This is a genomic window from Yersinia sp. KBS0713 (assembly GCF_005937895.2).
GTDB classification, from domain to species: domain Bacteria; phylum Pseudomonadota; class Gammaproteobacteria; order Enterobacterales; family Enterobacteriaceae; genus Yersinia; species Yersinia bercovieri.
In genome coordinates this window covers 1,297,613-1,322,634 of the sequence record NZ_CP042173.1, presented here as the reverse complement: position 1 = coordinate 1,322,634, position 25,022 = coordinate 1,297,613, and the positions used below count along the sequence as shown (strand labels likewise).

Here is a 25,022-nt window from a genome sequence, read left to right as displayed (position 1 = left end):
GATTCATCTCGGGATAATGATAATTATTCTTATTTATATTAATGAAAGAGATTCCCCAGTGTTTAGGTACTAAATACAGAATAATGAGTAATAAAATAATTACTCTTTAGGGTTAATCAGTGGGAGATATTGAGCAGGATCAATTAATTTAGTGGTTATTTACCTGATTTGTCGTGGTTAAATCTATTTGCGTTATTAGTTTTTTTATATAACGATTTGTTTAATGAGAATAGCTATCAAATCAAGATAATACTTTGGTAATTATTTCTTAAGACAAAATGCAGCGGTTAAATGAATTTGACTGCTGTTTTAAAACACTCTTCCCTTCCTTGTGGGTAAAGAATAGAGTTCCAATCAGAACCCCCTTATACTACGAAGGAGAATTACCGCAGGAGATAGGGGAAGAGTGCGGTACACTTAAATCATAGGTCAACTAACTATGATTGTTAACATGTTTAGCCTAATTAGTGACCAAAAAATAATTCATATTTTACAGCAGATATTTATACCTAAAGTCATTGGAATTGTAGGTAGGGCAGCAAACGAACATCCCCCGATAAGCTCATTTCGATTAACTGAGCCGGGTGAATCCACATCGCTAACCCCTGCGGTTTCACGTTAATAACGGTATAACCGTTTTTTCGGTTACAGGGACATTACTTATTATGACCAAAAGTCACACCATTATGATCGTTGATGATCATCCATTAATGCGCCGAGGCATTAGACAACTACTTGAATTAGACAGTAATTTTAATGTCATCGCTGAAGCTAACTGCGGTAGTGACGCCATTATTGAAGCGACCAAATGTCAGCCGGATGTCATTCTGCTCGATCTGAATATGAAAGGAATGTCTGGGCTAGATACATTGAAAGCATTAAGAAATGAAGGTGTCGATGCGAGAATTATTATCCTCACGGTTTCTGATGCCCGCAACGATGTGTATGCCATGATTGATGCTGGTGCGGACGGTTATCTGCTCAAAGACAGCGAACCAGAAATATTGCTAGAAAATATCCGTCAGGCGGCACAGGGTGAAAAAGTATTCAGTGATGAAGTCGCGCTCTATTTATCCTCTCGCCACGAACAGGTTAATCCTTTCGGTGAATTAACCGAGCGCGAATTAGATGTGCTGCAAGAAGTGGCTCGCGGGATGTCCAATAAACAGGTGGCTTTCGAATTACACATTTCCGAAGAGACCGTGAAAGTGCATATCCGTAATTTATTGCGTAAGTTGAATGTGCGTTCGCGTGTGGCGGCAACCATCATGTTTTTGGAAAATAAGAAATATTAGCAGCCGCCCAGCAGGTTAATTATCAGCCAACTTTTCTAGCCGCGAGGCTATTCAATGGCCGCTAAGATCAAATCATGGTTATCGTATATCCATTTTTTATTCAGTGGCCCCCAGCTATCTAACTGGTAATAGCCCGCGTTATTGCGCACACCCTGCTGTACAAATGTTAGCGTGACGCCCAAACCGGGCAGTGCTTTTAAGACATCCTGCAACGTTCGCCGTGGCCAGCCAGTTAATTCCATCAAGCGCGGCACGTTCAGCGAGTCACCACGACTAATAAGCCAGCACAGATAGAGACGACGGGCAAATACCGGATTGAGTTCCATACACATTCCTATGTTGAGTGACTGCTATTCAGTCTACTTGATACCCGAAAAAACACCTGTTTATCACTCTTTTCTGTATCAAGGTGAATTAACTCAGCTTTATCGAGGTTTTTTTACAGGTTCTCCTTATTTTCTTCACGTTTCCTTTAGCTTTCCCGCGTAGAGTGCAGTGTAGATTTTGCGGCAAATCATTTTTTCTATAGAGGCTGGCACTGCATGGCAAACTTTTTCATCGACCGCCCGATATTTGCCTGGGTATTGGCGATAATTATGTGTCTCACTGGGGCATTGGCAATCTCAACACTGCCGATTGAGCAATACCCCAATCTGGCTCCGCCGACTGTGCGCATCAGTGCCTCCTACCCCGGTGCCTCGGCGCAAACCCTGGAAAACACTGTCACGCAGGTCATTGAGCAAAGTATGACCGGGCTGGATAATCTGCTGTATATGTCATCACAGAGCAGCAACTCCGGTAGTGCCTCGATAACCTTAACTTTCCAGGCTGGCACCAACCCTAACGAAGCTATGCAACAGGTTCAAAACCAGTTGCAATCTGCCATCAAAAAACTGCCTCAGGATGTACAGCAGCAAGGGGTTTCAGTCTCAAAATCCGGTGATAGCACACTGATGATGGTGGCCTTTGTTTCCACCGATGGCAGCATGGATAAGCAAGATATTGCCGACTATGTTGCCAGTAATCTGCAAGACCCCCTTAGCCGAATCGAAGGGGTCGGCAGTATTGATGCTTTCGGTTCGCAATACGCGATGCGGATCTGGCTCGATCCTAACAAACTCAATAATTATCAACTCACTACGCAGGATATTGTCACCGCTATCCAGTCGCAAAATAGCCAGATAGCCGTCGGACAATTGGGCGGGACACCTTCGGTTGATAATCAGGCATTGAATGCCACAATTAATGCGCAATCTCAATTGCAAACACCTGAACAATTCAGGGAAATTACACTACGAGTCAACCAGGATGGTTCACTGGTCACTTTGGGCGATGTGGCAAAGATTGAGATGGGGGCCGAGAAGTATGACTATCTGAGCCGTTTTAACGGGCAAGCCGCGTCGGGGATGAGTGTCAAACTGGCCTCTGGTGCCAATGAGCTGCAAACCGATGCACTGGTAAAAGCCCGGTTGGCCGAACTCGCGCCCTTCTTCCCCCATGGCCTTGAGGCCAAAATCGCTTATGAAACCACCCCCTTCGTCAAAGCCTCAATCAAGGATGTGGTCAAAACACTATTGGAAGCCATTTTGCTGGTGTTCCTGGTGATGTATCTGTTCTTGCAAAATTTCCGCGCCACCCTGATCCCGACCATCGCCGTGCCAGTGGTGCTGCTGGGAACCTTCGCTATCCTATCGGTATTTGGTTTTAGTATTAATACCTTAACCCTATTTGCCATCGTGCTCGCCATCGGGCTATTGGTTGATGATGCCATCGTGGTGGTGGAGAACGTCGAGCGCGTCATGAGCGAAGAGGGATTAGACCCCCGGGAAGCGACGCGCAAATCCATGGGGCAGATTCAGGGCGCACTGGTGGGGATTGCACTGGTGCTATCAGCGGTATTTATTCCGATGGCATTCTTCGGCGGAACTACTGGGGCCATCTACCGTCAGTTCTCCATCACCATCGTCTCTGCCATGGTGCTCTCAGTGCTGGTCGCGCTGATTCTGACACCGGCACTTTGCGCTACCATGCTCAAGCCAATTAAGCCGGGGCATCATCACGGCAAACGCGGCTTCTTCGGCTGGTTCAACCGCATGTTTGATCGCAATGCTCATCGTTACGAGCGGGGCGTGGCGCAGGTGTTGCACCACAGTCTGCGCTATATGCTGCTCTATGTACTGCTGCTAGGCGGGCTGGCGCTATTGTTCGTAAAATTACCGACCTCATTTTTACCACTGGAAGATCGCGGGGTCTTTATGGCACAAGTCCAGCTTCCTGTGGGTTCCACCCAGCAACAGACACTGAAAGTGGTCGAGAAAGTGGAGGACTACTTCCTGACGGCCGAGAAAGAGAGCGTGCTGTCGGTGTTTGCCACCGTGGGCTCCGGCCCCGGCGGTAATGGTCAAAACGTGGCGCGGTTATTCATTCGGCTCTCTGATTGGGAGCTGCGAAAAAGCAGTCATGACTCCTCCTTTGCCATTATTGAGCGCGCGACCAAAGCCTTTAATAAGATAACCGAGGCCAAAGTGTCAGTCAGTAGTCCACCGGCCATTTCAGGTTTAGGTGGCTCCTCCGGTTTTGATATGGAGCTGCAAGATCACGGCGGTTTAGGCCACGATAAGCTGATGGCGGCCCGTGACCAACTGTTGCAGATGGCGTCCCAAGACCCGGCCCTGACACGGGTGCGGCATAACGGGTTGGATGATAGCCCGCAGTTGCAGATAGATATTGATCAGCGCAAAGCACAAGCGCTGGGGGTCTCACTGGATGATATCAACAACACGCTGAAAACCGCCTGGGGTTCGACCTACGTTAACGACTTTGTTGATCGCGGGCGGGTGAAAAAGGTCTATGTGCAGTCTGAGGCCACCGCTCGTATGCTGCCGGAAGATGTCAATAAGTGGTATGTGCGTAATAAGAGCGGCGGCATGGTGCCCTTCTCCGCATTCTCTACCACTCGCTGGGAATATGGTTCACCACGACTAGAGCGCTACAACGGGTACTCGGCGCTGGAGATTGTCGGCGAGGCCGCGCCGGGGGTCAGTACCGGCACCGCGATGAATGTGATGGAGGATCTGGTTAAACAACTGCCAAATGGTTTTGGTCTGGAGTGGACCGGCATGTCCTATCAGGAGCGGCTATCTGGCTCGCAAGCCCCGGCCCTCTATGCTATTTCGCTGCTGGTCGTGTTCTTGTGTCTGGCGGCACTGTATGAGAGTTGGTCAATACCTTTCTCCGTAATGCTGGTGGTGCCGCTCGGGGTGATTGGCGCGGTTGCCGCCACCTGGATGCGTGGGTTAGAGAATGACGTCTATTTCCAGGTTGGACTGCTGACCATCATCGGGCTATCGGCCAAAAACGCCATTTTGATTGTCGAATTTGCCAGTGAATTGAACAACAAAGGCAAAGATCTGGTGGAGGCCACACTGGAGGCGTCACGCCAGCGGCTGCGGCCCATTCTGATGACCTCACTGGCGTTTATTTTTGGTGTGTTGCCAATGGCGGTCAGTCAGGGGGCCGGCTCCGGTAGCCAACATGCGGTAGGAACCGGGGTGATGGGCGGGATGATCTCCGCCACTGTATTGGCGATATTCTTTGTGCCGCTGTTCTTTGTCCTGGTTCGCCGTCGCTTCCCCGGCAGAGCAGCGCGGAGGAAAGCCTAAATTTTGGCCGGTAGATAATCAGTAAACCGCGATATGTGGCGTGAGAAAGGTGACATTAATAATTAATGTCACCTTTTATTTTAAATAAGTAGCAAATACAATAAATCATTTATATTAATAATATTCAAATGAATCATTAATCGGTAAACAAAAAAATTACTTTAATATATTCACACTGCATGTTGATCATTTTAAAATCATAATCCATATTTATCTATCACGTGGCAATATCGACGTGAAAACACAACTTCATATTAACCTCAATAGAGTCAGGAGATATCATCATGGGTATTCTCGGTTTATTACCAAATAAAGTTGATGAGGATGAATCAATTGAGAACAATGAACACATTAATTGTTTAACAGAAAAGGAGTTAGCTGAACTGGAAAATGAATAGCACCATAATTAAGGAAGCTTCGGCTTCCTTAATTGATTGTTTATTGGAGATAAACATATGGAATTACCTTATGAGCGTGAAATCACGTTAGCTGAAGCCCAAAAACGAATCCTGACTGAGTTTCAGGGGAATAGTATGATCCCCTACATAGAGAATCTTGGTCAAAATATTATTACTACCACCTGTGATATTTATGATCATAATAATAAGTTACTGAGCCAAGGTGTTGGCAAAGGTATTGACGGCGCAGCATTAATCGGCTCCTTTTATGAAGCATTTGAACACTATATTTCAACCAGTTATCAAAAGTTCGGTGAAATATCATTATGTAAAACAAATAAGCTGCAACACACATTAAAAGAGTATGATTTCGTTAGAAGTTTATTGCAAACTCAACCGGATACAAAAATTGGTTGCCGCCATTACCGAAATATCACTGGCGATATTTCTGTTTTTTACCCGGTCGCCTTTTCAACCCCCGATTACGCCAACTCGCCCATTGAGGGAGATAACTTCGATTATCAGGTATTACGCCGCTATTCCAGCAACAGTGGCACCGCTATTGGTTCCTCTTTTCAAGAAGCCACTCTACATGCAGTTAATGAAAGTATTGAACGTGAAGATATATCGCAATTTTTGATTAACTACTTTTATCAGGAGAGTGATGATGAGTTACGACGGGTGAACCGGGATTCACTACAGCAAGAGCTTCATCATTTATGGTGCCATGCTGAGGCTGAAATAGCGGACCAAATTACAGTACTGGAAATCAGCCGCTCTTGCGTCTGCCGGACCTTCATCGCTTTCGGCCACAAACCCTGCCAGGCGATACATTTATTTGGCGCAGGAACATCCCTCTCGCCTTATTATGCCCTATCCCGAGCCATCACAGAGCTGGTTCAATTTCACTCCATTGCCACCCGACACCCCCATCTCATTGAGGCACAACATCACTATTTGCGGCGTCTATCGCCATGGCCAAAGCTCCGCCGTAGCTGTAAAGCTGATTTACCCGGGCTATTAGCGGATCGAACCTTACAAGCGGTCGATATTCCAGAAGATGAACCCATCACCTCAGTGATTGATCAACTACTGCATATTGAGCGGGGCTTAAATGCGCAAGGTCATCCGGTGCTGATCAGTATCCTCTATCAGAGTGCGGCAGGTTGCACGGTAACCCATGTCCTGATCCCCGGTTTTGAGCGCTTCTTTCTGATCAACAGCGGCAATATTGTCGTCCCATGGTTGGGTTACCAATATCAAAACAGCTAGTGAGCATTTGCCGATAAAAAAGGCAGATACCTCAACGGTTCTGCCTTTCTGCGAGCGATCACTCGCCCCTGGATCTGTATCGATAAAACAACAAAAAGATAATAACTCTTACTGCTGGTTTATTCGCTTATGCCTTACGCAGCATAGCATCGATAAACTCTTTCCACGTGCTTAACTCAAATTCAACCATAACGTCCTCTCTAATTATCGCGAGTCATTATACGCCTATTATTTGAACAGTCAAAATAGAAAGCAGGCGAATGAGTTGAGCAGTCAAAAGAGCTATTTTTACTAAAAGCAGGTCTCAGACTGATGGAAAACCCGATGACTCGATTGGAAAAGGTGAGTACAGGCTAAAGAGTAAAGCGTCCGCGCCACGAATGGCGCGGCTCAAGCCTCCATGGATGGATTGACGGCATCTTTACTATCTGTCTGTTCTCTCCGCCACTGAAACTTTGTTAATAATCTCCTGATATCGGAAGGTTTATCCCTTAGGGAAGACCCACAGATGCTCCATCGGTAAAGAGATCGAGCATAGCTCCTCGCGGCGAACCTCAGCACCATAAGCGCGGATCACAAAATCGTCAGCCGCAGTGCGGAACAGATATTCCCAGCGGTCGCCCAGATACATGCTGGTCAGCAGGGGTAAATTGAGCTGGTTGCCGTTCGGATCATCCGTCAGATTGACCCGTTCGACTCGGATCACTGCCGTACCTTCTTGCCCCACCAGCACCCCCTCGCCCGCCCATCCCCACAGCGCCCAATCTTTACCTTCGATTCGCGCCTTACCCTCACTAACCTGCGTGACCTTGCCATGTAAGCGGTTATTGCTGCCCATAAATTCTGCGGTAAAAAGCGTCGTTGGCGAACCGTACATCTCCTGTGGCGTCCCCTGCTGCTCAATTTTGCCATTATTTAGCAGCAAAATACGGTCAGAGATTGCCATCGCCTCATTTTGGTCATGGGTCACCATTAGCGCTGACAAGCCGAGTTTGATGATCAATTCACGTAGGAACACCCGCGCTTCCTCGCGCAATTTGGCGTCCAGATTCGATAGCGGCTCATCCAGCAGAATAACCGGCGGGTTATAGACCAGCGCACGACCAATGGCCACACGCTGCTGCTGCCCACCAGAAAGCTGATGGGGATGGCGATGACCCAGCGCCCCAAGCCCCAGTTGGTCGAGTACCGCTTGCACCCGCTGAGTGATCTCCGCCGCCGGCGTTTTGCGCAACTTCAGCGGGTAAGCAATGTTCTCAAATACCGTTTTGTGGGGCCACAAAGCATAAGACTGGAACACCAAGCCCAGGTTGCGCTCTTCGGCAGGGATTTCACGACTCGTTTTACCATCATAAACCCTGTTTTCACCAATGATAATGCAACCCTGACTCGGTTTCTCCAAACCCGCGACTGCGCGCAGCAAGGTGGTTTTCCCACTCCCCGATGGCCCTAGCAGAGAGACCACTTCGCCGCGCTTTAATTGCATCGACACCCCTTTCAATACCGGGTTATCGCCATAGGTTAAATGCAGGTTATCTACTGATAATTCAATCATTTAGTTTAACTCCAAAGCGCAATGCAATACCCAGCCCCAACACCACCAGCAGGATATTAATAAAGGAGAGCGCGGCAACGATATCAATCGCCCCCGCCGCCCACAGTGAAACCAGCATCGAGCCAATGGTTTCCGTACCCGGTGACAGCAGATAAACCCCGGTAGAGTATTCGCGCTCAAAAATCAGGAACATCAGCAGCCACGAACCAATCAGGCCATAGCGGGATAGTGGAATGGTGACATGGCGCGTCACCTGACCCCGGCTGGCGCCGTTGCTGCGGGCCGCTTCTTCCAACTCAGGCCCGACTTGCAGCAAAGTCGACGAGATCAGCCGCAGGCCATAGGCCATCCACACCACGGTGTACGCCAGCCAGACACTAAAAATGGTGCTGCGCAGAGAGCGGAGCCACACCACCAGATTCCCCCGCAACCACTCGGCCATTGGCAGCGAGGATAACCAGCCCTCTTTCAAGGAGTTATCCAGCCACATCGGCAGGAACAGGAAGACCCATAAGAATGCCAACCCCGCCAGCAGCCCCGGCACTGCACGCGGGACTAACACGCTGTAATCAAGGAAACGCGTCACGCCATCCGGTTTACGGTGCATCGCAATGCCGATAAACAGATAGCAGATAACTGCCAACGCGCCGCCAAATACCCCGATCGCCATCGAGTTGACGATGGCCCGCAGCAAGTTAGGCTGCTGCCAGATGGTGCGGAAAGTGTTGAGCGATAGCTCATCCCAGAGCGATACCCCCATGCCCCAGTTAGAGACAAAAGCACGTAGCACCACCCCCAGCAGCGGCACGCCAATGGTAACCGTCAGCCAAAACGCCACCACACCACCGGCAATCCAACGCCACTTGCCCAGAGGTAGCAGTCGCGCCTGAGACGCTTTACCTTTGACCGTAACAAAACGGTTGGCGGTACGCATCAGTACCCGCTGTAACATCACCAACGGAATGGTGATGCAGATAAGTATCACCGCTACGGCGGCCATTAGATGGTAAGAGGGGGTGCCCAGCTTATTGGTCAGTTGGTAGAGATAGGTCGCCAGCACCAAGTTGCCCTCAGGATCGCCCAATACCAGCATCAGCCCGAACACCTCCAGCCCCAGGAAGAACAGCAATACGGTGATATACAAAATCGATGGGCGCACCATCGGCAAACTCACCGCCGTCATCACCTGCAAAGGCGAGGCCCCTGCCGTGCGCGCCGCCTCCTCCACATCAGAACCGACACTGCGCAGCGCCGATGAGATATAGAGGTAGGCGTGAGGAACGTGGGTCAGGCCCGCAATCACCACGATGCTGGACATGGCATAAATATTCCAGGGCACAAAACCTATCAATGACTCCGCCCACAGGGAGAAGAATCCCACCGGCCCTGCCGCCACCACGTAACCAAACCCCAACACCATGGGCGAGACAAAAATAGGCACCAAAATCAGCGGTTCGATGATCCGGCGGCCAGGTAGATCAGTCCTGACCATCAAAAAGGCCAGAATCCCTCCCAACGGAATCGCGATAACCACCAGCCCGAAAGCCAGAATAAAACCACTTTTCAGCGCCTTATAAAAATCGGGATCAGCAAAAATGAAGCGAAATGCCTCAAGGCTGAACACTTTGCTCGGTGAGAAAAAGGGGGCAGAAAGGAAACTTTGAATAACAATAAATGACAGTGGTACGTAGATAACCAGTGTGGTTATCAAGACTACCAAGCCGCGCGGCAAGCTTTGCCACTTTCTGCGCAATGCTTTCATAATGAGTCCCGTTGGTTAAAAATCCATGATAAAACCAGTAAAATCAGGGTGCGTACCGCCACAGATACGCACCAAGGGGGAGCCCTTATTTTGCGGCCGCGCTGCGCCACTGTTTGATGTAGTCCAGACGTTTAGTCTGCTCCATATACTCCAACAGACTCTCATCAACCGCGATCGGTTTGAGCGCATCACCTAGCTTCTTGGTCATGCCAGCGATGTCGTTGTTACCCTCGATATCGTTGCGAATTGAAGGAATATCTGACTGATTAGCCAAAATATTTTGGCCCGCTTCTGATAGCACGTAGTTAACCCACAGTTTGGCCGCATTATTATTGGTTGCATTTTTACTGATAAATGTGACTCGCGACAGCACCAGGGTGTAGTCCTGCGGGTAGGAGATCCCAAGAGAAGGGTCTGTTTTAGCACGGGTTTCGGCGTAAGAGCCGAGGATATTAAAACCAATCAGATTCTCACCAGATGACACTCTCTCCATCATCGTGCCGGTGGAGGATTGCACCGTCAGCCCGCCCTTGGCGATATCAGCCAGTGTCGCAAAGTAGTTAGGATCAGCTTTGAAATCCTGTACCGACAACATAAAACCTAAACCTGACTTTTCAATATCATAGGTGGTCACTCTCTTTTTGAATTTATCAGGCTGGCTGGCGATGAGTTTTGCCAGTGCGGCATGGGTCGTCGGCACATCTGCTGCGGGGATCAGGCGCTTGTTATAGATGAAAACCACCGGTTCGTAAGTCGTGCCGTAGGCCCTGTTTTTCCATACTGCCCATGTTGGCAGCTCACCCTGCTCTGGAGAGAGGTACTCCTGCGCATAGTCGGTCGCCAACTTCAACGCGGTATCCATGGAGGAGCTCCACACCACGTCACCACTGAGGCTACCTGATGCCTGCTCACTGATGTAGCGGTTGTATAACTCGGTGCTGTTCATGTCGTTGTATTCGACTTTAATCCCCGGATAGGCGGCTTCGAATCCCTTAATCAGCGGCGCTGCGGCTTTGATATCCGTAGAGGCATACACCACCACTTTGCCCTCTTTTTTGGCGCCATCAATAATGTTTTGATAATCAGCAGGATAATAAGTTGGGAGTTGAGCAATGGCTGGAAGAGTGGCTAATACCGCCGTCGCCATCATTAATACTTTAACTTTCCTTAACATATAATTAACTCCAATATCCATTTATGGAACGAAAAAACAACATATATTTAATATGTGTCGCTAAGCAATGAAGTTAATTTTTTGTCTTCTTATTTTGTGATGGCGCTCATTTATCGCGCTATTATTGCCCAAACTCTCTCTCTAAAAGATGTGCGGCATAGATTTACTTCGGGGAAGAGCGGCACTGTTGATAGCCGAATTGGCTGCGCTCAGCTTGCCAGAGGTTCAATTCCGGAGTAGCGTGCTCATTAATTCGAGCAGTTTGCTAATTAATTACTGTGTGAAACTTAAATGACTGTGTGTCACTTAAATGACAGAGTGAAACCATGAAACACTCCATCGACTCGCTAAAAGAGCAGGGCCGTTATGATGATGCGCTGGCAATGGCGCAGAAGTTGCTGCAACACTCACCAGATAACGCCAGTCTGATGTATAAAATCGCCTCCCTGTATGATGTGCAGGGGTTGGAGTTACAGGCCATTCCCTTCTATCGTGCGGCCATTGATCATCACCTGGTGGGTAAAGAGCTACAGGAGGCCTATTTGGGGCTGGGTAGCACTTATCGGGAACTGGGGTTATATCAAGCATCGTTAGAGACACTTGACCGCGCGCTGGCGGCCTTCCCGCAAGCGAAGGAGATAACCCTGTTTCGCGCCATGACGCTGCATAATCTGGGTGAAACCCAAGAAGCGGTGGCGGCTTTGCTGCTACTGTTGGCGCAGACCTCAAACCATCAAGAGATCAGCCTTTACCAAAAAGCGCTGCGCCAATATGCCGTTGACCTTGACGCTATCAGCTAAAACCGCAGCTCATTCCTGATTGTCGGAACGCCAAACAAGCCATAGCCGTCTGGATTCAAACCTCATTTTCCCGCATTATGGGCTAATTGCTCCTTTGGAGCCGGGCAGCCGCATTAGTAGCTGACCTGTTTTACCACTCTAGCCGAGGTACTATTTTTCCATGTCAGATAGCCCTGCCACCCCATCATTGCGCCTTTATGGCATTAAAAATTGCGACACCATAAAAAAGGCCCGCCGCTGGCTGGAAGAACAAGGCATTGCCTATCAGTTCCATGATTATCGCGTGGATGGATTGAGTGACGAACGTCTGCAAAGTTTCATTGATAAACTGGGTTGGCAGCCGCTACTCAACACCCGCGGCACCACCTGGCGCAAGCTGCCAGAAGAGCGGCGAGATAGCATCACCGATGCCCAAACCGCCAAAGTGTTGATGTTAGAGCAGCCCGCCATAATCAAGCGCCCACTGTTGGAAGCCGCCAATGGCGAGATGCTGCTGGGCTTCAACGTTGAGAGTTATCAATCCTTTATCCAAAACCAAACCGCTATTGAGGTGCAATAATATGATCTGTCCGGTAATCGAACTGGCCCAACAATTAATTAAGCGCCCGTCGCTCAGCCCGAATGATGCGGGTTGCCAGGAGATCATGATCAAGCGCTTAGAGGCGATTGGTTTTACTGTTGAACCGATGAATTTTGGCGATACTCTTAATTTCTGGGCATGGCGTGGCGAAGGCGAGACGCTGGCGTTTGCCGGTCATACCGACGTGGTGCCAACCGGTGATGAGAGCCATTGGAGCACTCCACCCTTTGAGCCGACCATTCGTGATGGCATGTTGTATGGCCGTGGTGCTGCCGATATGAAAGGCTCACTGGCCGCCATGGTGGTCGCCGCCGAACGTTTTGTTGCCGCGCAGCCGAATCATAAGGGCCGCCTGGCATTTATGATCACCTCCGATGAAGAAGCCAAAGCGATTAACGGCACCGTAAAAGTGGTTAATGCGCTGATGGCGCGCAATGAACGGTTAGACTATTGTCTGGTAGGCGAACCCTCCAGTACCGATAGAGTCGGCGATGTGGTGAAAAATGGCCGCCGAGGCTCGATCACCGCCAATCTGCGCATCCACGGTATTCAAGGGCATGTGGCCTACCCCCATTTGGCTGATAACCCGGTGCACCGCGCCATGCCAGCCCTGAATGAGTTGGTTGCCACCCAGTGGGATGAGGGCAATGAGTTCTTCCCCGCCACCAGCATGCAGATTGCTAACTTACACGCGGGCACCGGCAGCAATAACGTGATCCCCGGTGAGTTCTACGTGCAGTTCAACTTCCGTTTCAGCACTGAGCTGACCGACACTCTGATTAAGCAGCGGGTTGAAGCCCTGCTGGATCGCCATCAACTCAATTACAGCCTGGAGTGGGTGCTCTCCGGCCAACCCTTCCTGACCGCTCGAGGCGCGCTGGTCGATGCGGTGGTTAACGCCGTTGAGCATTACGCTGAAATCACGCCGCAGCTACTCACTACCGGTGGCACCTCAGATGGCCGTTTTATCGCCTTAATGGGCGCTCAAGTGGTGGAGCTGGGGCCAGTTAATGCCACTATCCATAAAGTGAATGAGTGCGTTCACGCGGCTGATTTACAACTGCTAAGCCGAATGTATCAGCGAATCATGGAGCAACTTATCGCATGACAGTTAACACATTAACCCCACAGATGCTTACCGGGCGCTCAACGGAACATTTGATGGTGTTAACCGGCAATCACCGCCTACAGCCGCAGGCGGTTGAGGCTTTTCAGGCCATGCAGCAGGCGGCGAAAGCGGCAGGTTTTGATCTCCAGCCTGCCAGCACTTTTCGCGATTTTGACCGCCAATTAGCGATTTGGAATGGTAAATTTCGCGGTGAGCGACCAGTATTAGATAAAGAGAGTCAGCCGATAGATATCAGCCAGCTTGACGATGCAGCCCGCTGTGAAGCTATTTTGCGCTGGTCTGCCCTGCCGGGGGCCAGCCGCCATCACTGGGGCAGTGATCTGGATATTTACGATCCCTCCTTGCTGCCAGCGGAGGCCAAACTACAGCTGGAACCATGGGAGTACCAAACTGGCGGCTATTTTTATCCGCTCACCCAATGGCTGAGTGCGCATATGGCTGAATTTGGTTTTTACCGACCTTTTAGCGAGGAGAGTGGCGGCGTCGCTGTAGAGCCATGGCACTTGAGCTATCGCCCGTTAGCCGTCACGGCGGCACAGTTACTGACACCCAAAATCTTGCTGGAAGCCTGGCAAGCAGAAGATGTGGCGGGCAGTGAGTGGCTGACACGCCATTTACCCATGATTTTTTCACGATTTATCGCGACACCCACGATGGAAGGATCTTAATTATGCACTGGCTAGCAGATTACTGGTGGATAATCCTTATCCTACTGGCAGGGATTATCCTAAATGGCATCAAAGAGTTACGCCGTCTCGACCATAAACGCTTTTTGAGCAATAAGCCGGAGATCCCACCTCACCGCGACAATAATGCGGAGTGGGACGACGATGATGACTGGCCGGATAAAAATAAGAAAAAGTAAACTGAACGCGCGCCCCCCGCGAAGGGATAGCCCCCCTTCGCCAATAACCCTTATCTCGCGGCCAGATCTTGCCGCAAATGGGCGATCGCCTGCTCTAGCATCAGCTGATTGATGCCATGCCCCATGTTGGGTACAAGATCCAACGTCACCTTATGACCTAACGCCGTTAAGCTGCTGACCGCTTTTTTCGCGTGCTCTACCTGTATCACACCATCCTGTTCGCCATGAATCAGATGGTAAACCACATCCGCTATCGGTTGTTGTGGCAAAGTGGCAAACCGCCCGCTGAAGGCAATAATCCGCCCTGCGAGTTGTGGCTGGGCTTTCATCCCCTCTAATGACATGATAGCGCCCTGCGAGAAGCCAACCAACGTGGTCTGCTGCGCCCCCAAGCCACTTTGTTGCTGCCATTGATGTATCGTGGCAACCCATTGAGGGATCACTTCGTCGATGCGCCCCTGGCGGCCCTCTTCGGTAATCCCCTGGACCGAAAACCACTGCCTTCCATTGCCCATGCTGCTGGCAAATGGCCCATCAATACTGACCACCAGCGCCTGAGGAAAAGCTTGCGCGAAATGGCTGCCTACCGGTGCCATGCCAGCGGCACTGTCGCCGACCCCATGAAACAGTAAAATCAATTGTTCTGCCTTGGCGGGTTGCTGCACCACGATATGTTGTTGATTCATTAGGGGCCTTTAATCATTGAGTGACGATAGTGTTACTATACGGCCGCTCGTGCCGCAGGGATATTGGGTTTTATTGATGGAGTTGGTGGGAATTATTGAAGGTGATGATGTAATCGATTCGGCTTGTTCTGGCGACTGGTTTTTTATCAAGAAAAGAGGCCAATAGGCCTCTTTTCGTTACCGGGCAGAACATTCAAAGTGGCGTGATGACCACGTTACCATTACGCTCAGCAATTTCTTTAGCGGCCATAAATCGTTTGAACATTTCGATTTTGCTATCATGAATCGCTTTAAAATCAATCGGCCCTTTAGTGTGGGTAGTGCCGTGTCCGTATCGCATAACAAGCTCCATCATTTATGTAGGTTAGGTTGTGCTCTCTGGCAAACCGCTTCACATACCTCGGGTATATGGCATTTAAGGCTCGGTTTTCAGCAACAAAATACAGAATTTGTATACTTTCATTGTTGGCAACCTTGAGCATAAAATCCACTAAAGTTCGGTATAAATAGTGTAGTTCGCCTAACAATAAGTCAATTGCGCCCCTTCAGTGACCAATCTGTGCGTGTGCATCTAGCCTGGCATCCTTCGTTATACTCATCCTGAATATTCGAAAAATCTTAACCTGATACACTCTTAATCACTCATAAGAACCTGAGCCATTAAGTAAATAAAAGGAAATTGCACACGGCCGTTCACCATCAATCCCCCGCACTCCTGCTGCGGCCTCCTGCCGCCAACGCGCCACTAACGCCTTGCGCCCAGAAAGACCCTGTGAGCTAACAATCTCCGCAGGTGGCACCTCCTGCTGCAAATATTGCCGCAGCGCAGGAAGGGGTAATTCACTGTGCACTAACAGGCGCTGCAACGCAGGTAAACTGGCCTCTAATGGGCGGGAAGCAGAGACAAAACCCGCTAATTCACGCCAGTCGTCATCATTTAAGCTGACATCAGGCTGTTCAGGCAGGGATAGCGATGCTGGCGTGTCGATCTCAATCCATTGCTGCAACCAATACCAATCTCGCTCTAATTGCTGGCGTGCCGCGTTACAGAGTGCTTGCCCGGCGCGACTCAAAGGGAGCAGCGCCATGGCGGCATAACAGCCGCTACTGGCCTCTTGGTGGCTGCCAATGCGCACCAGTTGAAATCCGCAGGTGTGCCAAAAATGCGCTAATTCTGCTGTATAGCCAAAACTAACCGAAAGAAAATCAAGCTGCTGTTGCTGCGCGCGTAGCTGCTCGGCGGCAATCATCTGGCGGGCAATCCCCTGCCGCCGCCATAATGGGGCGACCGCCACCCGGCTGATACGCCGCGATAGTAGGATCGGCGCTTGCCATTGCCCGCTGTGCGCTGCCAGTGATTGCGCCACTAAACTGCCCTTTGGCCGCCGCTTGCCCGCCCAAACATCTTGGGCCAATTCACGGCTCAAGCCACCTTCATCCACCAGCCACAGTGCGCCAACCACAGCATCAGCTGCTTGCGCCGCAGAGAAGTGCATACCCGGAGCATCCATCAACCGCCGCAAATCTAGTGGTGTAGTCCGATAATGTGCACTGGAGAGCAGACCATAAAACTGCCGCAGTAATTCGGGATTATCCAGCCAATCGCGCTGTTCACAGGTGATGATATCAACCGGCGAGGATAAAGGGGCCGTGAGTGACCATTGATCATCAAATAGCATCACCGCATCCACAATGCGCTCCAGCGGATCGTGACTGGCCCAGCGGATCGGGTTCGTCAGTGTCAAATGGTGCCAATCGTTTAGGGTGGCGCAAAATTTCAGTAAAAAGCCGCGTCCGGTGCCTTCGTAACCCTGTACCGTGGTGGTTAATAATGCCCGTGGAAAGTAGGCCAATAGCGCGGCGAGTAATGCGGCGGGGATGGCGGCGGCCTCGTCAATCAATAGCCAGTCGACTTCACTGACATCATGCTGTCGGCAGTAATCCAACAGTGCGTCCGGCGCCCAAAACTGCGCCCGTTCGCCAGCCCGCGTATTCAAAACTTGCGTAGCGGCCTTACCCGGCCCGCTCACCCAGCACTGGCCTTGCCACTGCGCCACCAACATGCCAGCCAGAGTCGACTTGCCGCGCCCGCGAGCGGCGGTCAGCACCCAAATCCCCCTGTTGGCCTGCATCAAACGCTGCAAAATATTTTGCTGCTCCAGGGTAGGAGAGCCGTCTGGTCGCTGCCAGTTGGGGCGTGAGTCCACTATCGGCGCAGGTTGTGGCTGGCCCTCTTGCCACAACACCACATCGGGATCAGCCAGAAGCTGGCGTTGCAGATGCTGGATAAAGTTGGGCGTGGTGATGGGGGTGCCCTGCTCACTCCAACGCAAGCTATCACTATCGGGCAAACTCGGCCAACGGCCCCACTCGGGCACCAAGAGCAGCAGCCAGCTTCCGGCCTGCAATGTCCCCGCCAGCACCGCCAGCGCCTCGGTATTCAAGCCATCAGTGGCATCAAATACGCCGTGCAACCACTCCTGACCCAATAAGGTTTTTGCCGCCGTCGGACGAATCCCCTGAGTATCAGCGGGTAGCTCCTCGCCAATCCACAGCCAATCCCCCGGCAGTTGCTGACATAGATTTAGCGCCTGTTGCCGTGACCAATCAGCACTGCCACTGAGCACCAGTAAACGGCGTGTCCCCTGCTGTGCCATCAGCGGTTGGCTGGCAACTATCCCCTGACTCACGTTAGGATTTACCAATCACCAGCGAGAGCAATCCGGCGGCGATCAATGGCCCGACCGGCACACCTCTGAACAGCGCCACACCCAGCACTGTCCCGACCAGTAGCCCCGCCACCACCGACGGTTGATGTGTCATCAGCGAAACCCCTCGCCCGCCGAGCCACGACACCGCCACCCCCACCACAATGGCCAATATCGATTTCCATTGCACAAAAGAGTGCAGCACCTCGCTGGCGCTGATTTTGCCGCTAGCAATCGGGGTCATCACCCCAATGGTCAAAATCAGGATGCCAATGGTTAAGCCATATTTTTCTATCCACGGGAAGAACTGATTCAGGGGAGTGATGCGAATGGCCAGTAGTGTCAGAATGGCTAATGTGACGGTCATATTGTGGCTGATGATGCCGAGCGCAGCCAACGCCAATAGAATCAATAAAGTGGGATCGAGAGCGGCCATGGTTATCCTTGCCTTGCAAGAGATGCCGGCAGCGAAAGTGCCGGCCAGAAGAAAGTGCTGTTATGATAATCGCTGCTGACGCGAGGTTCTAGCGCTATTAGCGGCTGGCAAAGGTGTTGCAGCTATTGGGGTCGCCACTGTCGAATCCACGTTTAAACCAGGTGTAACGCTGCTGTGATGTGCCGTGAGTGAAGCTGTCCGGCACCACGCGCCCCTGGCTTTGCTGCTGTAGTCGGTCATCACCAATGGCCTGCGCGGCATTCAGGGCTTCTTGCAAGTCCCCCACTTCCAGCACCTGCTGTTCATCCATCGCTTTGCCCCACACGCCAGCAAAACAGTCTGCTTGCAATTCCATTTTGACCGACAGTCGATTAGCTTCTGCCTGCGTCGCCCCCTGCTGCTGTTGCCGCACTTTGGTATCGATGCCCATCAAGTGCTGCACATGATGCCCAACTTCGTGAGCAATCACATACGCCTGCGCAAAGTCACCGCCTGCGCCCAGCTTGTTTTTCATCTCTTCATAGAAGGATAAATCGATATAAACCGTGCTGTCTGCCGGGCAATAAAACGGCCCCATCACCGATTGGCCGGTGCCACAGCCGGTGCGGGTTGCGCCACGGTACATCACCAATTTAGGCTCTTGATAGCTGCGCCCCATCTTCTGGAAAATCGGTTTCCAGGTCTCCTCCGTGTCAGCCAGAATCACGGAGGTGAATTTGGCATATTGGTCATCTTTGGCACTGACGGAGCTTGATGAGCGCGGCTGCGTCTGGGTTTGCGACATAGGATCACTGCCATTCAACAGTGGTGTCAGATCCACCCCATAGTAGCCAGCGACCAGCACCACAATCAGGATGACAATACCGCCCTTGCCACCAATCGGCGGTCTAAATCCACCGCCACCACCGGATGAATCGCCCCGCCTGTCCTCCACATTGTCACTTTCACGACGACCTTGCCAACGCATAGCTGTACTCCCAGAGATATTCCTTACCACTATCGTAGGAAATATATTGGCTCAACACCATTAAAAACAAGAATGATTGGTATGTTGGCGGATTTGATTCAACGATGATAGGGATGAGAGAGGTTATTGAAGGGAGATTGAAGGGAGATAGAGGCTATCTCCCCTTAGAACAGTAACGCCAACGAAAGGTAATCGATTGCGTAGTTAGTCTAATTTAACGCCGATACGGTGTGCAACTTCTTCGTAGGCTTCAATCAAACCACCCAGGCTCTGACGGTAACGGTCTTTATCCATCTTGTTGAGGGTCTTCTTATCCCACAAACGGCTGCCATCCGGCGAGAACTCATCACCCAATACCACTTCACCGTTGAACAGGCCAAACTCCAATTTGAAGTCCACCAGGATTAAACCGGCATCGTCAAACAGTTTGCTCAGCACCTCATTGGCTAAATAGCTCAGCTCTTTCATCCGCGCTAATTGTGCTTCTGTTGCCCAACCAAAAGTTTTGCAGTAAGACTCGTTAACCATCGGGTCGTGCATTGCGTCGTTTTTCAAGAACAGGTCAAACAGCGGTGGATTCAGTTCTATGCCCTCTTCGATACCCAGACGTTTTACCAACGAGCCAGCAGCACGGTTGCGGATAACGCATTCAACCGGGATCATTTCCAGTTTTTTTACCAGCACTTCAGTATCAGATAGCAAACGTTCCATTTGAGTGGGAATACCGGCCGCTTCTAATTTAGCCATAATAAAATGGTTAAATTTGTTGTTTACCATGCCCTTACGATCGAATTGCTCAATGCGCTGACCATCCAGTGCTGACGTATCGTTACGGAACTCCAATACCAATAGGTCAGGATTTTCGGTGGTATAGACGGTCTTCGCCTTCCCACGATACAACTCAGCTAGCTTTTGCATTTTATTACTCCAGTAATGTGAAAATGTAACTCGCCATAAAATGGGTAAGCCCTAAATAGTTCAAGTTGCAGGAAGGCGGCAAGAGAGAATCCCGATGAGCTTACATAAGTAAGTGATTCGGATAATTGAACATAGCCAACGCACATGCAGCTTAAAGTATGACGGGTGTAAAGGGAAAGGGGCCGAAGCCCCTTTGGTTTTATTTGGTACTTGTGGCGCTTGTCTGGCTAAACGCCGCCTGGAACACCGCGACCAGCGCATCATTCTGCGACTGGGTTAGGGTGTGCCCTTTCGGACCGATGAATTGCAAACTACTGCGGTTATCAAGGTCACCGACTTGCAGCTTGTAATCACCTGCTGGCAATTCAGGGTCTTTGGCCCCCAACGCATCCCAGTCACTGCTGCTCATAGATTTGTTGGTCAGGTTAATTGAGCCTTGCGGACGGCTACGGTCAGTGACTTTCATGCCGATTTTCTCAAGTGCGGCTGGCAGGCGCTCCCACAGCACAGCATAAGGCGCGCGGACAATCAGTTGTGGTAAGCCGGTGTCGTCGCTGCCGCTTTGAACATCTAGCGAGCCAACTTTACGGGCTGCCTGGCTGCTTTCGCTGTCAGAACGAACCTTATCCAAACCTTCGATAATGGCATTCAGCATTGCGCCGTTGTAGCGCTGGATTTCGGTATAGCTGCTAACGGGCTGACCTCCTTGCTGGAGAGCAAGGGATTTCACCACCAATACCAACTGATAACCCTGCTCCTGCACACTTATCTGATAACGGCCTTCAAACTGCACATCTTCATCAGCGCGGTTCCATTTGACCCAGTCAGTGGTCAGTGTTTGGCTGGCATCCTGACGGCTGGCTATCGGCCAGTTTTTATCTTGCAGGACGCGGGTAACCTGCGCCCACAGATTACGGTTTTGCGGGCTATTTTCTAACAATAGCTTGCTGGTATCGTTAGCATTTTCAGCGCGAGAACCGCTTAACAATGCCAGTGGTTGTACCGGAGGACGGATGTCCAACTGTTTACCCACAGCGCCTTGAGAGTTGACGGAACGGACATCAAAATCGCCATTTTGTACCGGCAAAATCATGCCTGCTGGTGAGTTAAGCGGTTTCAGCCCCGGAGCTTCCAGATAAGATTCGTCACCACCAACCTGGCGTTTGTAGCGTTGGTCAGTGGTGCAGCCTGCCAGCAGCATGGCCAGCGAAACACCCACTACCGTGACCACTGTCGACTTTTGCAATGTTATTGCCATCAAATTTCCCTAAGAGTTACAGCAAACCTGCGCTTTTCAGCGCGTCTTCCACAATCCGTTTAGCCGGATCAGTCAGCGGGGTCATTGGCAGACGCAAAGTGTCATTCGCCATTAATCCCAGTTGCTTTGCGGCCCATTTCACCGGAATTGGGTTTGCTTCTACAAATAAATGCTGATGCAATGGCATCAAGCGCTGATTCAAACGGCGTGCTTGTGCAAAGTTGCCTTGTGCAGCCAACGCACAAAGTTCAGCCATTTCACGCGCAGCGATGTTCGCCGTCACCGAAATAACCCCTTTGCCGCCCAGTTGCATAAAGTCCAGTCCGCTCGCATCGTCACCACTGAGCAGGATGAAATCTTCATCATCAACCAGCACTTGGATCTGACTAACACGACTTAAGTTCCCTGTTGCCTCTTTAACAGCAACAATATTTTTAATCTTGGCTAAGCGGGCGATGGTTGGCGGTAACATATCGCAACCAGTACGCGAAGGCACATTATAGAGAATTTGTGGTAAATCGGTACTTTCAGCGATCGCTTTGAAGTGCTGATATAACCCTTCCTGCATTGGCCGGTTATAATATGGCGTCACAGTCAAGCAACCCACCACACCGGTGTTATTGAACCGTTGCGTGAGAGAAATTGCTTCGGAGGTGGCATTAGCACCGGTTCCAGCAATGATGGGAATGCGGCCATCAGCCAGTTCAAGGGTCTGCATCACCACATCGACATGCTCGTCATGATTCAGTGTGGCTGACTCTCCCGTGGTGCCCACGGAGACAATCGCCGCAGTACCGCTGGCGACATGATAATCAATTAGTTTCTTAAGGCTCGCACGATCGACAGCACCTTTGTCGTCCATCGGCGTTACCAGTGCAACTATGCTACCTGTAAACATTGCGTTGCCTGTAAACATCGGACTTCCCGTAAACATTGCCCACCCCCTCCTTAAACAAGTTACTCATGGTACTTTTGACCTCTATCCAAAAGCAAGCAAACAACTCTGTTGTAAGCGCTTGGCAGCAGGTTTTTTTTATGTTTACCATGGTAACCCCCAAGAGCATGACAGGAAGAGCGATTTTGCCGCAGCTTGATGAACATTATCTGGTCATTACCGCACTGGGTGCTGACCGCCCTGGGATCGTGAATACCATCACCCGCCATGTCAGTAGCTGCGGTTGTAATATTGAAGATAGCCGTCTGGCCATGTTCGGTGAAGAGTTCACATTTATTATGTTGCTTTCAGGCAGTTGGAATGCCATTACCCTGCTGGAATCAACTTTGCCGCAAAAAGGCGCAGAGCTTGATTTGCTGATTGTGATGAAGCGAACCAACGCCCAAGAGCAGAAAGCGATGCCGGCGACAGTATGGGTAAAAGTTGAAGTGAATGACTCCCCACATATTATTGAACGCTTTACCAACCTGTTTCATTGCCACAATATGAATATCGCGGAGTTGGTTTCCAAAACTCAACCGGCTGAAGGCGACATGCCTCCTCGGTTACATATCCAGATGAGTGCGCACAGCCCCGCCAGTCAAGACAGTTCGATAATTGAACACGCTTTTTATCAGCTATGTACAGAACTCAATGCACAAGGCAGTATTAGCGTTGTGAACTATCCACAACATGATTCACGAATGGAGAGTTAGTAATGAGCCCATTGAAAGCCGGTGATTTAGCGCCGAACTTTAGCTTGCCCGACCAAGATGGTGAGCAAATTAGTTTGGCCGACTTCCAGGGACAACGTGTCTTGGTCTATTTTTATCCTAAAGCCATGACACCGGGCTGTACTGTGCAGGCCTGTGGTCTGCGGGACAACATGGATGAATTGACGAGCGCGGGGGTTGAAGTGCTGGGTATTAGCACTGATAAACCTGAAAAACTGTCACGTTTCGCGGAGAAAGAGCTGCTGAATTTCACTTTGCTGTCGGATGAAGATCATCAGGTTGCAGAGCAATTTGGCGTTTGGGGCGAAAAAAGTTTTATGGGTAAAACCTACGATGGTATCCACCGCATCAGCTTCTTAATTGATGCCGACGGTAAGGTGGAGCATGTGTTTGATAATTTCAAAACCACCAACCACCACGATATTGTGATGGACTATTTACGCCAAAGTGCCTAAGTGGTCGCATTTCCCATAAAAAGCAAAAAAGAGCGTTTAGGCGCTCTTTTTTATTGGCTCAACCTGCTGTTTATTCAGTCAAAATAGCGCATCGCTTTCTGTTAATCAATCCGCTTCAAGAGCAAGCTCTTCCGGCCAGGCGTGGATAACGGCTTTGACCAAAGTCGCCAATGGGATAGCAAAGAATACCCCCCAAAAACCCCACATACCGCCGAAAATGATCACCGACAGAATAATCACCAGCGGATGTAGATTGACGGCTTCCGAGAACAAAACTGGCACCAATAAGTTGCCATCCAGCCCCTGCACCACCAGATAGGCGACAAAAAGGGTCCAGAAATCAGCACCAAGCCCCCACTGGAATAGCGCCACCAGCACCACCGGAATGGTAACAATCACCGCGCCAATATAGGGAATCAAAACCGAGAAACCGACCAACACCGCCAACAACAGCGAGTAATTCATGCCCATGATGAAGAACACTAAGTAGGTGGCGATGCCGACAACAACCATCTCCACCACTTTGCCGCGAATATAGTTGGTAATCTGTTGGTTCATCTCCAGCCAAACCTGCCCGGCAAGGCCACGATTACGCGGCAGAACACGGCGCACTGCATTCAACATCTGCTCTTTGTCTTTGAGCAGGAAAAACAGCATCAGCGGCACTAAAATCAAATAGATCGCCAGTGTCAGCAAGCCGATTAATGAGGCCACCGAGAATTTAACCACGGATTCACCCATGCCGGAGAGCTTATTGCGCAGGTTTTCCGCCATCATATCGACGATACCGGCATCCACCAACGCGGGGTAGCGCGAGGGCAGTGTTTGAGCAAATGCGTTGAATTTATTTAGCATTTTCGGCATATCTGAGATCAGATTATTACCCTGTTGCCAGACCGTCGGTGCCACGACAAACACCGCTAACAGTGTGATACCACCAAAAACCACCAGTACAATAGTGGCGGCCCAAAGGCGTGAACAGCCAATGCGCTGTAATCGGGCAGTCGGCCACTCCAGCAGATAGGCCAATACGATTGCCGCCAGTAGCGGGGCCAAAATACCGCTGAAGAAATAGAGAATACAGAACCCAGCTAACAGAATAACCAGTAAAGCGATAACCTGCGGGTCGGTAAAACGGCGACGATACCACTGTAACAACAGCTCTAGCATCCGAAATTGCTCCTTAAATACCATGAGGAATCCGCAAATTGACGAACTCCTTAAACCGCCCCGCTCAGCAGAGGCACAACCCGAAGGTCAAATTTTTTGTCGGCTCTTCCATAACGCCATTGCCTAGGTATCCATTAAGTTATAACTATTTCTTTATACTCGCAGGCTGGCTAAGATAGTTATGAGTCTCAGCAATGGATGCTGAGCTTAGCTTTTGACCTATTTGAACCTATTTTTGTGATATAGCTCGCTTTCGTGATGATT

The 25,022-nt window shown here is 50.4% G+C and carries 23 protein-coding genes; 10 read left to right on the top strand and 13 right to left on the bottom strand.

Going from position 1 to position 25,022, the window contains the following annotated elements:
• The first annotated feature begins 665 nt into the window (after window positions 1-665).
• Window positions 666-1,295 (top strand): response regulator, encoded by a 630-nt coding sequence (locus FFE93_RS06100; protein WP_005273360.1) that lies wholly within the window; start codon window positions 666-668, stop codon window positions 1,293-1,295.
• A 47-nt stretch (window positions 1,296-1,342) separates the two neighbouring features.
• Here FFE93_RS06100 and FFE93_RS06095 read toward each other — a convergent pair whose 3' ends face one another.
• Window positions 1,343-1,621: a helix-turn-helix domain-containing protein gene (locus FFE93_RS06095; protein ID WP_049600751.1), complete on the bottom strand. Its 279-nt coding sequence runs from the start codon at window positions 1,619-1,621 to the stop codon at window positions 1,343-1,345.
• A gap of 216 nt (window positions 1,622-1,837) precedes the next feature.
• Between FFE93_RS06095 and acrD the strand changes: the two genes are divergently transcribed.
• Both acrD and FFE93_RS06085 read left to right on the top strand, forming a co-directional pair.
• Complete coding sequence (acrD, locus tag FFE93_RS06090; protein ID WP_138774913.1) at window positions 1,838-4,957, top strand: multidrug efflux RND transporter permease AcrD; 3,120 nt, start codon at window positions 1,838-1,840, stop codon at window positions 4,955-4,957.
• A gap of 455 nt (window positions 4,958-5,412) precedes the next feature.
• Entirely contained in the window at window positions 5,413-6,627 is a 1,215-nt protein-coding gene (locus FFE93_RS06085) for a YcaO-like family protein (RefSeq protein ID WP_005273349.1), read from the top strand.
• Window positions 6,628-7,111: 484 nt separating this feature from the next.
• On the opposite strand, the gene FFE93_RS06080 is transcribed toward FFE93_RS06085, so the two are convergent.
• From FFE93_RS06080 to FFE93_RS06070, 3 genes are all read right to left on the bottom strand, one after another.
• On the bottom strand, window positions 7,112-8,182 hold the full coding sequence (locus FFE93_RS06080; protein ID WP_032897492.1) for an ABC transporter ATP-binding protein: 1,071 nt from the start codon (window positions 8,180-8,182) through the stop codon (window positions 7,112-7,114).
• Window positions 8,175-9,944, bottom strand: coding sequence for an ABC transporter permease (locus FFE93_RS06075; RefSeq protein WP_005273344.1), 1,770 nt, complete (start codon window positions 9,942-9,944; stop codon window positions 8,175-8,177). The genes FFE93_RS06080 and FFE93_RS06075 overlap by 8 nt, the downstream gene beginning before the upstream one ends.
• Before the next feature lie 85 nt (window positions 9,945-10,029).
• Window positions 10,030-11,118: an ABC transporter substrate-binding protein gene (locus FFE93_RS06070; protein ID WP_049600742.1), complete on the bottom strand. Its 1,089-nt coding sequence runs from the start codon at window positions 11,116-11,118 to the stop codon at window positions 10,030-10,032.
• A 326-nt stretch (window positions 11,119-11,444) separates the two neighbouring features.
• On the opposite strand from FFE93_RS06070, the gene FFE93_RS06065 reads away from it, so the two are divergent.
• The 5 genes from FFE93_RS06065 (at window position 11,445) to FFE93_RS06045 (ending at window position 14,492) form a co-directional block, all read left to right on the top strand.
• Window positions 11,445-11,918 carry a tetratricopeptide repeat protein gene (locus FFE93_RS06065; protein ID WP_138774912.1) on the top strand — a complete coding sequence of 158 codons (474 nt, stop codon included), beginning with the start codon at window positions 11,445-11,447 and terminating at the stop codon, window positions 11,916-11,918.
• Window positions 11,919-12,078: 160 nt separating this feature from the next.
• Window positions 12,079-12,477, top strand: coding sequence for an ArsC family reductase (locus FFE93_RS06060; RefSeq protein WP_005273337.1), 399 nt, complete (start codon window positions 12,079-12,081; stop codon window positions 12,475-12,477).
• Window position 12,478: 1 nt separating this feature from the next.
• Window positions 12,479-13,606 (top strand): succinyl-diaminopimelate desuccinylase, encoded by a 1,128-nt coding sequence (gene dapE, locus FFE93_RS06055; RefSeq protein WP_054872360.1) that lies wholly within the window; start codon window positions 12,479-12,481, stop codon window positions 13,604-13,606.
• Complete coding sequence (locus FFE93_RS06050; protein ID WP_057647320.1) at window positions 13,603-14,295, top strand: M15 family metallopeptidase; 693 nt, start codon at window positions 13,603-13,605, stop codon at window positions 14,293-14,295. Before dapE ends, FFE93_RS06050 begins: the two co-directional genes overlap by 4 nt.
• Before the next feature lie 2 nt (window positions 14,296-14,297).
• Entirely contained in the window at window positions 14,298-14,492 is a 195-nt protein-coding gene (locus tag FFE93_RS06045; RefSeq protein ID WP_005273331.1) for a YpfN family protein, read from the top strand.
• Window positions 14,493-14,542: 50 nt separating this feature from the next.
• On the opposite strand, the gene ypfH is transcribed toward FFE93_RS06045, so the two are convergent.
• The 8 genes from ypfH to dapA form a co-directional block, all read right to left on the bottom strand.
• Window positions 14,543-15,178, bottom strand: coding sequence for an esterase (gene ypfH, locus FFE93_RS06040; protein WP_138774911.1), 636 nt, complete (start codon window positions 15,176-15,178; stop codon window positions 14,543-14,545).
• 193 nt (window positions 15,179-15,371) lie between these two features.
• A complete protein-coding gene (locus FFE93_RS21480; RefSeq protein WP_172666414.1) occupies window positions 15,372-15,518 on the bottom strand; it encodes a hypothetical protein in 147 nt (48 codons plus the stop codon).
• A gap of 298 nt (window positions 15,519-15,816) precedes the next feature.
• Window positions 15,817-17,835 (bottom strand): tRNA(Met) cytidine acetyltransferase TmcA, encoded by a 2,019-nt coding sequence (locus tag FFE93_RS06035; protein ID WP_138775210.1) that lies wholly within the window; start codon window positions 17,833-17,835, stop codon window positions 15,817-15,819.
• 34 nt (window positions 17,836-17,869) lie between these two features.
• Window positions 17,870-18,322, bottom strand: a complete 453-nt coding sequence (locus FFE93_RS06030) for a DUF441 domain-containing protein (protein WP_004876835.1) — start codon at window positions 18,320-18,322, stop codon at window positions 17,870-17,872.
• 97 nt (window positions 18,323-18,419) lie between these two features.
• Window positions 18,420-19,289: a neutral zinc metallopeptidase gene (locus FFE93_RS06025; RefSeq protein WP_005273312.1), complete on the bottom strand. Its 870-nt coding sequence runs from the start codon at window positions 19,287-19,289 to the stop codon at window positions 18,420-18,422.
• A 204-nt stretch (window positions 19,290-19,493) separates the two neighbouring features.
• Entirely contained in the window at window positions 19,494-20,207 is a 714-nt protein-coding gene (gene purC, locus FFE93_RS06020) for a phosphoribosylaminoimidazolesuccinocarboxamide synthase (protein WP_005273298.1), read from the bottom strand.
• Between the two features lie 199 nt (window positions 20,208-20,406).
• Window positions 20,407-21,465 carry an outer membrane protein assembly factor BamC gene (bamC, locus tag FFE93_RS06015; protein ID WP_005273297.1) on the bottom strand — a complete coding sequence of 353 codons (1,059 nt, stop codon included), beginning with the start codon at window positions 21,463-21,465 and terminating at the stop codon, window positions 20,407-20,409.
• 16 nt (window positions 21,466-21,481) lie between these two features.
• Entirely contained in the window at window positions 21,482-22,363 is an 882-nt protein-coding gene (dapA, locus tag FFE93_RS06010; RefSeq protein ID WP_138775208.1) for a 4-hydroxy-tetrahydrodipicolinate synthase, read from the bottom strand.
• A 182-nt stretch (window positions 22,364-22,545) separates the two neighbouring features.
• Between dapA and FFE93_RS06005 the strand changes: the two genes are divergently transcribed.
• Window positions 22,546-23,115 (top strand): glycine cleavage system transcriptional repressor, encoded by a 570-nt coding sequence (locus FFE93_RS06005; RefSeq protein ID WP_138775209.1) that lies wholly within the window; start codon window positions 22,546-22,548, stop codon window positions 23,113-23,115.
• A 2-nt stretch (window positions 23,116-23,117) separates the two neighbouring features.
• Entirely contained in the window at window positions 23,118-23,588 is a 471-nt protein-coding gene (bcp, locus tag FFE93_RS06000) for a thioredoxin-dependent thiol peroxidase (RefSeq protein WP_138774910.1), read from the top strand.
• A 105-nt stretch (window positions 23,589-23,693) separates the two neighbouring features.
• Here bcp and FFE93_RS05995 read toward each other — a convergent pair whose 3' ends face one another.
• Window positions 23,694-24,758: an AI-2E family transporter gene (locus FFE93_RS05995; RefSeq protein WP_032897476.1), complete on the bottom strand. Its 1,065-nt coding sequence runs from the start codon at window positions 24,756-24,758 to the stop codon at window positions 23,694-23,696.
• Between the last annotated feature and the right edge of the window lie 264 nt (window positions 24,759-25,022).